General features: G+C 73.0%; 9 protein-coding genes. 8 read left to right on the top strand and 1 reads right to left on the bottom strand.

Features of this window, described 5'->3' with window-relative positions:
* The 3 genes from ACWDSL_RS49305 to ACWDSL_RS49295 form a co-directional block, all read left to right on the top strand.
* Window positions 1–898, top strand: an 898-nt coding sequence (locus ACWDSL_RS49305; protein ID WP_450495795.1) for an ATP-binding protein, incomplete at its 5' end; no start/stop codon positions are given.
* On the top strand, window positions 895–1974 hold the full coding sequence (locus ACWDSL_RS49300; protein ID WP_450495793.1) for a TPR domain-containing protein: 1080 nt from the start codon (window positions 895–897) through the stop codon (window positions 1972–1974). The genes ACWDSL_RS49305 and ACWDSL_RS49300, both read left to right, overlap by 4 nt.
* Entirely contained in the window at window positions 1971–3197 is a 1227-nt protein-coding gene (locus tag ACWDSL_RS49295) for a cysteine desulfurase-like protein (RefSeq protein WP_450495791.1), read from the top strand. Before ACWDSL_RS49300 ends, ACWDSL_RS49295 begins: the two co-directional genes overlap by 4 nt.
* Before the next feature lie 19 nt (window positions 3198–3216).
* On the opposite strand, the gene ACWDSL_RS49290 is transcribed toward ACWDSL_RS49295, so the two are convergent.
* On the bottom strand, window positions 3217–4929 hold the full coding sequence (locus ACWDSL_RS49290) for a PucR family transcriptional regulator (protein ID WP_450495789.1): 1713 nt from the start codon (window positions 4927–4929) through the stop codon (window positions 3217–3219).
* A gap of 268 nt (window positions 4930–5197) precedes the next feature.
* On the opposite strand from ACWDSL_RS49290, the gene dnaK reads away from it, so the two are divergent.
* The 5 genes from dnaK to ACWDSL_RS49265 all read left to right on the top strand — a co-directional run.
* A complete protein-coding gene (gene dnaK / locus ACWDSL_RS49285) occupies window positions 5198–7081 on the top strand; it encodes a molecular chaperone DnaK (RefSeq protein ID WP_450495787.1) in 1884 nt (627 codons plus the stop codon).
* A gap of 9 nt (window positions 7082–7090) precedes the next feature.
* Complete coding sequence (locus tag ACWDSL_RS49280) at window positions 7091–7681, top strand: nucleotide exchange factor GrpE (protein WP_450495785.1); 591 nt, start codon at window positions 7091–7093, stop codon at window positions 7679–7681.
* Window positions 7682–7687: 6 nt separating this feature from the next.
* Entirely contained in the window at window positions 7688–8659 is a 972-nt protein-coding gene (locus tag ACWDSL_RS49275) for a DnaJ C-terminal domain-containing protein (RefSeq protein WP_450495783.1), read from the top strand.
* Window positions 8656–9021: a chaperone modulator CbpM gene (locus ACWDSL_RS49270; protein WP_450495781.1), complete on the top strand. Its 366-nt coding sequence runs from the start codon at window positions 8656–8658 to the stop codon at window positions 9019–9021. The genes ACWDSL_RS49275 and ACWDSL_RS49270 overlap by 4 nt, the downstream gene beginning before the upstream one ends.
* Window positions 9012–9981: Clp protease N-terminal domain-containing protein (locus ACWDSL_RS49265; RefSeq protein ID WP_450495779.1), on the top strand; the 970-nt coding region annotated here is incomplete at its 3' end. The genes ACWDSL_RS49270 and ACWDSL_RS49265, both read left to right, overlap by 10 nt.

The following is a 9981-nucleotide window of genomic DNA, read 5'->3' as shown; positions in this document are numbered from 1 at the left end:
CTCCGTCTGTCCGGCCCCCGGGATCCGCCGGCGGCCAGTTGCGGCTCGCTCGCTCGACGACAGCGCACGGGGTGGGTGCGCCGAAGACCGACCGGCCTTCCTCGCCCCGATGCGCAACCCCGAACTGCGCAAGCTGTACGGCAAGAGCCTGCGCGGCGGACTGCTGCTGTACGGGCCGCCCGGCTGCGGCAAGACCTTCATCGCGCGCGCCGTGGCCGGAGAGCTCGGCGCCGGGTTTCTGTCGGTGTCGATCAACGATGTGCTCGACATGTGGATCGGCAACTCCGAGCGCAATATGCACGAGGTGTTCGCCACCGCCCGCCGTCAGGCCCCCTGTGTGGTCTTCCTCGACGAGTTGGACGCCCTCGGCGGCAAGCGCAGCCGCACCCAGAACAGCGGTATGCGCAACACGGTGAACCAGCTGCTGACCGAGCTGGACGGTATCGACGCCCCCGCGAACGACGGTGTGTTCGTACTCGCGGCCACCAACCTCCCGTGGGATGTGGACATCGCGCTGCGCCGCCCGGGCCGCCTGGACCGCACCCTGCTCGTACTGCCTCCCGACGCCCCCGCCCGCGAGGCGATCCTCCGCTACCACCTGCGCGACCGCCCCATCGAAAGCATCGACCTGGGCAAGCTCGCCAAGGCCACCGACGGCCTCTCGGGCGCCGATCTGGCCCATGTGTGCGAGGCCGCGGCCGAGACGGCGCTGCTCGACTCGGCACGCACCGGCACCGTGCGCATGATCGGTATGAAGGACCTGCTGGGCGCGGCGAAGTCGGCCGTCCCCTCCACCGAACCGTGGTTCGCGGCCGCCCGCAACGTGGCCATGTTCGCAGGCGAGGGCGGGATGTACGACGACCTGCTCGCGTATCTGAAAAAGAGGCGGAAGCTGTGACCCTGCACCCGGCCGTCGAGCAGGCCGACGCGCTCATCGACCTCAAGCGGTACGACCAGGCCCAGGCCCTGCTCGGCCGCCGCCTGGCCGAGGACCCGGACGACATCCGGGCCTGGGTGAAGCTCGGCCGCTGCCGGCTGGCGGCGGGCCAGGTGGAGCAGGCGCTCACCTCGCTCGGCGAGGCCCTTCAGCGCGCCCCCGAGGACATCGGCGCGCTGTACATGTACGCCCAGGCGCTGCGCCGCGCGGACCACCTGGAGCAGCCGGAGCGCTGGCGCAAGGCGGAGGAGGCGCTGCGCCAGGCGCTGCGCGTCGATCCGCAGAACAGCTTCGCGCACGCACTGCTCGCCGAGTTCCTGATGTACTACCCGACCCGTCGCGCCGAGGCCCTGGGCCTGGCCAGGGAGGCGGTGCGGCTGGACCCGGAGAGCGTGGAGGCGTACCAGGCGCTGTGGCGGACGGCCGGCGCCGCGGGCGAGACCGAGACCTACACCTGGGCGCTGCGCCAGGTGCTCCGCCTGGAGCCCACCGACAACCAGGCCCTGTATCTGGTGAGCATGCAGGAGGCGCACAAGCCGGGCACCACGGCCGCGCAGGCCGCGGAGGTGTACGCAGACGCGCTCGCCGCCGCCCCGGACAACGCCGGGCTGCGCCACGACCTCGACCGGGCCACCTTCCGGCTGCTGCGCGGTATCCGCTGGCTGGCGCTGATCTGCGTGGCGGCCGCGGGCGTCATGGTCGATCTGTTCCCGCAGGACGGCGAGGCGGCGCGGGAGCTGCCGGTGTCGCTGGGCAACCGGCTGTGGGTGCTGGTGGTGATGGCGGCGATCTGGGGCTTCGGCGCCTGGCGCCGCTACCGCAGGCTGCGCACCGGCGTCCAACTGAATGTGTGGTCCCTGGTGCGCCGCGGCAGCTGGGCCCGCGTCGTACTCGCCCAGGCGGCCTGGGCGATGCTCTGCGCCCTGCTGATCTCGCAGATGCCGTGGACGGAGCGCACCGTGCCGCGGATCCTCTTCTGGGCGGGTCTTGTGCCCACGCTGGCCACCATCTGGTTCGACCGGAGGAAGAAACCATGAGCGACCATGCCGGCGACTACGACATCGCCGCCGTCCGCCGGGAGTTCCCCGCCCTGAAGGCCGGCTCCGCCCACTTCGACGGCCCCGGCGGCACCCAGACACCGCTGCCCGTCATCGAGGCCGTCTCCGACGCCCTGGCGGGCCCGCTGTCCAACCGCGGCACCCGCACGCCCGGCGAGCGCAACGCCGAAGCCACCGTGTCCGGCGCCCGCCGGGCGCTCGCCGATCTGCTGGGCGCCGACCCGTCGGGCGTGGTCTTCGGCCGCAGCGCCACCCAGCTCGCGTACGACGTCTCCCGCGCCCTCGCCAAGACCTGGCGGCCAGGCGACGAGATCGTCGTGACCCGGCTGGACCACGACTCCAACATCCGCCCCTGGGCGCAGGCCGCGGCGGCGGCCGGAGCCACGGTCCGCTGGGCCGACTTCGACCCCGGCACCGCCGAGCTGGCCCCCGAGGCCATCGGCACCGTGCTCGGCGACCGCACCCGTCTCGTCGCGGTGACCGCCGCCTCCAACCTGCTGGGCACCCGCCCCGACATCGCCGAGATCGCCCGGCTGACGCACGATGCCGGGGCCCTGCTGTACGTCGACGGCGTCCACTACACCGCCCACTCCCCCGTCGACATCGAAGCGCTGGGCGCGGACTTCTTCGCCTGCTCCCCGTACAAGTTCCTCGGCCCCCACCACGGCGTGCTCGCCGCCCGCCCCGAGCTGCTGGAAACCCTGCGCCCGGACAAGCTGCTGCCCTCCACGGACGCCGTCCCCGAGCGTTTCGAGCTCGGCACCCTGCCGTACGAGCTGCTGGCCGGCACCCGGGCCGCCGTCGACTTCCTGGCCGGGCTCGGCCCGCGGCAGGACGGCCCGCGCCGGGAGCGGCTGGTCTCCGCGCTCACCACGCTGGAGGCGTACGAGGACTCGCTGCGGACGCGGATCGAAGCAGGGCTGGCCGGCCTGGACCGGGTCACCGTCCACTCCCGCGCGGCCGACCGCACCCCCACCCTGCTGCTCACCATCGAGGGCCGCGACACCGTGGACGCCTACCACTATCTGGCCGCCCGCGGGGTCGACGCGCCGTCCGGCTCCTTCTACGCCCTGGAGGCGTCCCGACGGCTGGGGCTCGGCGACACCGGCGGGCTGCGCGTGGGCCTCGCCCCGTACAACGACACCGGGGACGTGGACCGGCTGTTGGAGGGGCTGTCGGACTTCCTGCGAGAACAGGACTGACGCGGAGGATCGGCGCGGGTCAGTCCGGCCCGGTCTTCATGATCTTCCAGACGCGGGTCGCCACCTGAAGGTTCAGCCGGGTCTCGGCGTCGGTGAGGTCGGAGCCGCTGATCTCGCGGATCCGCTGAAGCCGGTAGCGCAGTGTGGAGCGGTGGACCACGAGCGCCGCCGCGGTCCGGCTGTAGTTGCCGCCGCAGTCGAAGTACCGGGACAGGGTCGCCACCAGGGCCGTCCGGTGTGCGGAGTCGTAGTCGAGCAGCGGCCCCAGCCACTCCCGGACGAACCTCTCGATCTCCTGGTAGTCGTTGCCGGCCCGCAAGATCCGGTAGAGCCCCAGGTCCTCGAAGAAGGTCGTCCCGTACGCCGTGGGAGAGCGCCGCCGCACCTCCAGCGCCCGCAGCGCCTCCCGATAGGAGCGCGGGATCTCTCCCGGGGAGTCGCAGCGACCGCCCACACCGATCGCGCCGGACTCCGTCCCGGCCTCCCGGCTGAGCGCGGCGTACAGCTCCCGTCCGGGCGGCCTGCCGTCGGTCACCAGGACCACCGTGCCGGACCGGCGGGCCGGCAGCGAGCGCATGCCGAGCGCCGCCGCCGACTTGTCGACGGCCTGGACGAAGGAGTCGTCGGCCGCCCGCTCCGCCCACCGCACGACGACCACATGGTGCGGACCGTGCAGATCGTGGCCGAGCGCCTGGGCCCTGGCGTAGGCGCTGGTGTCGTCCGAGCCGGTGAGCAGGTCCTCCACCAGATCGCGCCGCAGCCTCAGCTCCACCTCCGCCAGCGTGCGCTGATGCGCCAGTTCCAGAGCGAGCGCCACGGTGGCGTGCCGGAGGGCGAGCAGAGCGCGGGCGTCCGCCCGCGCCTCGGGGTCGGCCAGGAACAGCGCGCCCAGCACCTCGCCCCGCGGGGCGGCGACCGCGAGCAGGCGGTCCCTGACCCGTACCGGATGCCCGCCTCGGGCGGTGTCCCGCAGCATCTCCTCGTGGCGGGCCGGGTCGGGCGTGGGGTACGGGTCCGGGCGCCCGGGGCCGGACCAGGCCCGCGGATGCCCGAACCGGTCCTCGATCCCCGCGGCAAGCCCGGTGATCTTGTGCAGCGCCTCGGCGATGCCCGCCTCCCCGTCCCCGTGCACGGCGGCCCGCTGGAGGGTGTCGAGGATCCCCCGCTCGTGCTCGAGCTCGGCGCGTACGGACTCCAGCCGCTCCCGGACGGCCTGCTGCTCCGCGCGGGCCCGGCGCAGCTCCGCCGCCCGCTCCCGCTCCCGCCGGTGCGCGGCCGCGCCGGACAGGGCCGCCGCGGTCTGCCGGGCGAGCGCGGTGAGCCAGAACCGGTCGTCCTCGCTGGGCGGGGTCCCGGCGCCGACCACGAGCTGACCGCGCAGACCGCCCGGTTCCCGCAGCGCGTACGCCCAGCCCCAGGCCCGTCCGGACAGCCGCACCGGCCCGTCCCGCCCGGCCAGTTCCCGGACCCGCTCGTCGAGGGCGGCGGCCGGATGCCCGTCGGTGCCGTCGGTCGTACGGTGGCGCGTCAGCACGCCGCCGACCATGAGGTACCCGGCCTCGGCCCGCCCCGGTCCGACCTCGCCGACCAGGGCCATCGCCCGGTGCAGGATCTCGGTCTCGTCCCGGCTGTCGAAGAGGGCGGTGGAGCGCAGCAGCAGGCCGCGTGCCTCGGGGGTCAGGGGTCGGTCCTGGGCCCAACGCCGTTCGCGGGAGAAGGCTGTTGAGGTCATTCCGTCGCTCCGTCCGCGTTCGGAGAACGAATCCGGGTTCGGAGAACGTGTCCCGGCCCGCGGGTACCCGCCCGGCGGGGCGGCCACCGGCCCGGCCACGCGCCTGTTCTGTGCCAGCAGGTCCACCCTAAGCGCGGTTTTTGGCCCCCGCAGGCGCAGGCGTGCCGGGCCCCGTTTTGCCAGGCTGGGCGTTTGGGGCCGGAAGGCGGGTGAAGACGGGTTCATTCCGCGGCTGCGCGCTGCCGCCGCTTCCCACAAGGAGTTCCTCATGGCCAAGGCAGTCGGAATCGATCTGGGCACCACCAACTCGGTGATCGCGGCGTGGGAGGGCGGCGAGGCGACGGTCGTGCCCAGTTCGGAGGGCGGTCGCACAACCCCGTCCGTGGTGGCCTTCACCGACGCCGGCGAGCGCCTGGTGGGTCAGCTGGCCCGGCGCCAGGCGATCCTCAACCCCAAGGGCACCATCTACTCGGCCAAGCGCTTCGTCGGCCGGCACTACGACGAGGTGCCCGACGAGGCCAAGGCGGTCGCCTACGACGTCGTCCCGGACGAGCAGTCCCTCGCGCGCTTCAAGGTGCGCGACAAGCTGTACTCGCCGGAGGAGATCAGCGCCCTGGTGCTGCGCAAGCTCGCCGACGACGCCGCGAAACAGCTGGGCGAGCGGGTGACCGAGGCGGTCATCACGGTGCCCGCGTACTTCAACGACGCCCAGCGCAGCGCCACCAAGGACGCGGGCGAGATCGCGGGGCTCGAGGTGCTGCGGATCATCAACGAGCCGACCGCGGCGGCCCTGGCGTACGGCCTGGACAAGAAGGGACACGAGACAGTGCTCGTCTTCGACCTCGGCGGCGGCACCTTCGACGTGTCCGTCCTCGATGTCGGGGACGGCGTGGTGGAGGTGCGCTCCACCGCGGGCGACAGCCATCTGGGCGGCGACGACTTCGACCGCCGGCTCGTCGATCATCTCGCCGACAAGTTCCAGCAGGACAACGGCATCGATCTGCGCCGGGACCCGCAGGCGCTGCAGCGGCTCTTCGAGGCCGCGGAGAAGGCGAAGACCGAGCTGAGCTCGGTGACCCAGACCCAGGTCAACCTGCCGTTCATCACCGCGGACGCCTCGGGCCCCAAGCATCTGACCGAGTCGGTCATGCGGTCCACCTTCGAGCAGATCACCGCCGATCTGGTGGAGCGCTGTCTCGGTCCGGTCCAGCAGGCCATGGCCGACGCCAAGGTCGGCGAGAACGACATCGACGAGGTGATCCTGGTCGGCGGCTCGACCCGGATCCCCGCGGTGCAGGCCCTGGTGCGGAGGCTGACCGGCGGCAAGGAGCCCAATATGAGCGTGAACCCGGACGAGGTGGTGGCGCTGGGCGCCGCGATCCAGGCCGGGGTGCTCAAGGGCGAGGTCAAGGACGTCCTGCTGCTGGATGTCACACCGCTGTCGCTCGGTGTCGAGACCCGCGGCGGGGTCATGACGAAGATCATCGAGCGGAACACCACCATCCCGGTGCGCCGCACGGAGACCTTCTCCACGGCCGAGGACAGCCAGCAGGCCGTGGACATCGTGATCCTCCAGGGCGAACGGGAGCGGGCCGCGGACAACAGGGGTCTCGGCCGGTTCCAGCTGACCGGCATCCGCCCGGCGCCGCGCGGCGAACCGCAGATCGAGGTCGTCTTCGACATCGACGCCAACGGCATCCTCAACGTCACCGCCCGGGACCGGGACACCGCCAAGGAGCAGTCCGTCACCATCAGCGAGACCGGCAACCTCGACCGCGGCGATGTGGAGCGCATGGTCCAGGAGGCCGAGCGCAACCGCGGTGAGGACCAGGCGCTGCGCCAGGCCGTGGACGCCCGCAACGAGCTGGACGCCATCGCCTATCAGGTCGAAAAGCGCCTCGCCGAACTGGGCGACGCGGCGCCCTCCCATGAGAAGGCGCGCGCCGAGATGCTGGTCGGCGACGCCCGTGAGGCGGTCAGGGGCGAGGCGGGCGTGGACCGGGCCAGGCCGCTGATATCCGAGCTCCAGCAGGTGTACGCGGGCCTGGCCGCGCATGCGACGGCCGGAGCCGGGGGCGCCCGGCAGACCGGCCCCGACGAGGGTGGCGGAGGCGGCGACGACGTCGTCGACGCCGAGTTCGACAAAGGCTAGGCGGCTGCCATGTCCCACCGTCCGCAGGAGCCCGAACCGGTGCCGGAGGGCGCCGTGCCGGAGCCCGTACAGGATCTGCCCGCCCCGGGCACGGCCGAGGCGCGCGGCCAGGGCGGGGAAGGGCCAGGACCGGACGCGGCCGACGGTCCCGCCCCGCCCGGGGACGAGTACACCGCGGCCCTGGCCGAGTTGGAGGACCGCTGGCGCCGCGCCCTGGCCGATCTGGACAATCTACGCAAGCGCCACGCCAGGGAGCTGGAACGGGAACGGGCCGCCGAGCGGGCCCGTACGGCCACGGCGCTGCTGCCCGTCATCGACAACCTCGAACTCGCCCTCTCCCACGCCGAGGCCGACCCCGCCACCATCGTGGAAGGCGTCAAGGCCGTACGCGACCAGGCCGTGGATGCCCTCGCCCGGCTCGGCTACGCACGCCAGGACGAGACGGGGGTGCCGTTCGACCCGGCCCGCCACGAGGTGGTCGGCGTGGTCGACGACCCCGAAGCGGAACCGGGGACGGTGGTCCAGGTGCTGCGCCCCGGCTACGGGGACACCGACAACCAACTCAGGCCGGTGGCCGTCGCCGTGGCCAAACGGGAGTGACCGGCCATGGCACGGGACTACTACGAGGTGCTGGGGGTCTCACGGGGCGCGAGCTCCGACGAGATCCAGCAGGCGTACCGAAAACTGGCCCGCAAGCACCACCCGGACGTCAACAAGGACCCCGCGGCCGAGGAGCGGTTCAAGGAGCTCAACGACGCCTACAGCGTGCTCTCCGACCCCGGGACCCGGGCCCGCTACGACCGGTTCGGCGACGACTTCCGCAAGATCCCCGAGGACTGGGAGGAGCGCGTCGTCGCCGGCGCCGGAGAGGGCTTCGGCGGGGGCGGCTTCCGGGGCTGGACGACCTCGGGGGACGGCGGCCGGGTACGGGTCGTCCGGGACTTCGGCGAGGACGCACAGGGAGCGGGCGTCGACTTCGAGGACCTGTTCGGCTCGTTCTTCGGCGGCGGCGCCGGGCGCGCGGCGGGACGCGGCAATGTGCCCGGGGCCGACCAGGAGGCCGAACTGTCGCTCACCGTCGAGGACGCCTACCGCGGCGGCCGCCGCTCCATGACGCTGGCCGGGCCCTCGGGGCAGCGTACCTTCGAGGTCGACGTCCCGCCGGGCGTCGTCGACGGGCAGCGCATCCGGCTGGCCGGACAGGGCGGCCGCGGCAGCGGTGACGCCCCGGCCGGGGACCTGTATCTGCGGGCGCGGATCCAGCCCCATCCGCGGTTCCGGCTGGAGGGCCGGAACATCCATGTCACCCTCCCGCTGACCCCCTGGGAGGCCGCGCTCGGCGCGACCGTCCCCGTGCCCACCCCGGGCGGCACCGCAAAGGTCACGGTCCCCGCCGGGTCCTCCAGCGGCCGCCGGCTGCGGCTGCGCGGCGAGGGCATGCCGAACCCCGGCGGCCCCGAGGGCCATCTGTACGCCGAGATCCGCGTCATGGTGCCGGCGCGCCTCACCGACCGGGAGCGCGAACTGTTCGAAGAGCTCGCCGGCACCTCCTCCTTCGACCCCAGGAGCGCGCGATGACCGCCCACCCACCGAAGTCCCCCACGACCAGGCCCTCGCCCGCGGTCTCCGTCCACTACGCCCTGGTACCCGCGCGCACGCTCACGCTGGAGACCGTGGCCGACCGCGCCGGGCTCCATCCCGAACTGGTCCGGCGCTTTGTCGCCCTGGGCCTGGTCGACGCGCGGCGCGACGCCGCGGGGCGGCTGGTGTTCCCCCTGACCGCCCCGGCGACGCTGGCCCGTGTGGAGCGGCTGCGCACCGGACTGTGTCTGAACTACGCGTCCATCGGCCTGGTGCTCGATCTGCTCGACCGTATCGGCCGGCTCGAGGCCGCACTGCGCCGCGGCGGCGCGAGGAGTGATCAACCCCCATGGACATGAACCGCCTCACCCAGAAGTCCCAGGAAGCCCTCCATGACGCCCAGACCAAGGCCCTGCGGCTCGGTCAGACCGAGGTCGACGGCGAACATCTGCTGCTCGCCCTCCTCGACCAGCCCGAGGGCCTGGTGCCCCGGCTGATCGACCAGGTGGGCGCCGACCCCACGGCGCTGCGCACGATGCTGGAGGCCGAGGTGGCCCGCAAGCCGAAGGTCACCGGCCCCGGCGCCGGCCCGGGGCAGGTCTTCGTCACCCAGCGCCTGGCCAAGCTGCTGGACACCGCCGAGCAGGAGGCCAAGCGGCTCAAGGACGAGTACGTCTCCGTCGAACACCTCATGCTGGCCCTGATCGACGAGGGATCCGCCACCGCGGCCGGGCGGGTGCTCAAGGAACACGGCGTCACCAAGGAGGCGTTCCTCAGCGCCCTCACCCAGGTCCGCGGCAGCCAGCGGGTCACCTCCGCCAACCCCGAGGTGGCGTACGAGGCGCTGGAGAAGTACGGCCGCGATCTGGTCCTCGAGGCCCGCTCGGGCAAGCTGGACCCGGTCATCGGCCGGGACGCCGAGATCCGCCGGGTCACCCAGATCCTCAGCCGCAAGTCGAAGAACAACCCGGTGCTCATCGGCGACCCGGGCGTCGGCAAGACCGCCATCGTCGAGGGCCTGGCCCAGCGCATCGTGCGCGGCGACGTCCCCGAGGGGCTGCGCGACAAGACCGTCTTCGCCCTCGACATGGGGTCCCTGGTCGCCGGGGCGAAGTACCGCGGCGAGTTCGAGGAGCGACTGAAGGCCGTGCTCAGCGAGGTCAAGGCCGCCTCGGGCAGGATCCTGCTGTTCGTCGACGAGCTGCACACCGTGGTGGGGGCCGGGGCCGACCCCGAACTGGCCGCCGAGGCGCGCGAGGGGTTCGACGAGGACATCTCCACCGAGGACGACTTCCTCGGCTTCCTGGACGCCTGGTGGC

Source organism: Streptomyces sp. NPDC000941 (assembly GCF_053599555.1).
Note: the sequence above shows the minus strand (reverse complement) of the source record. Positions and strands in the feature narration are given on the sequence as shown.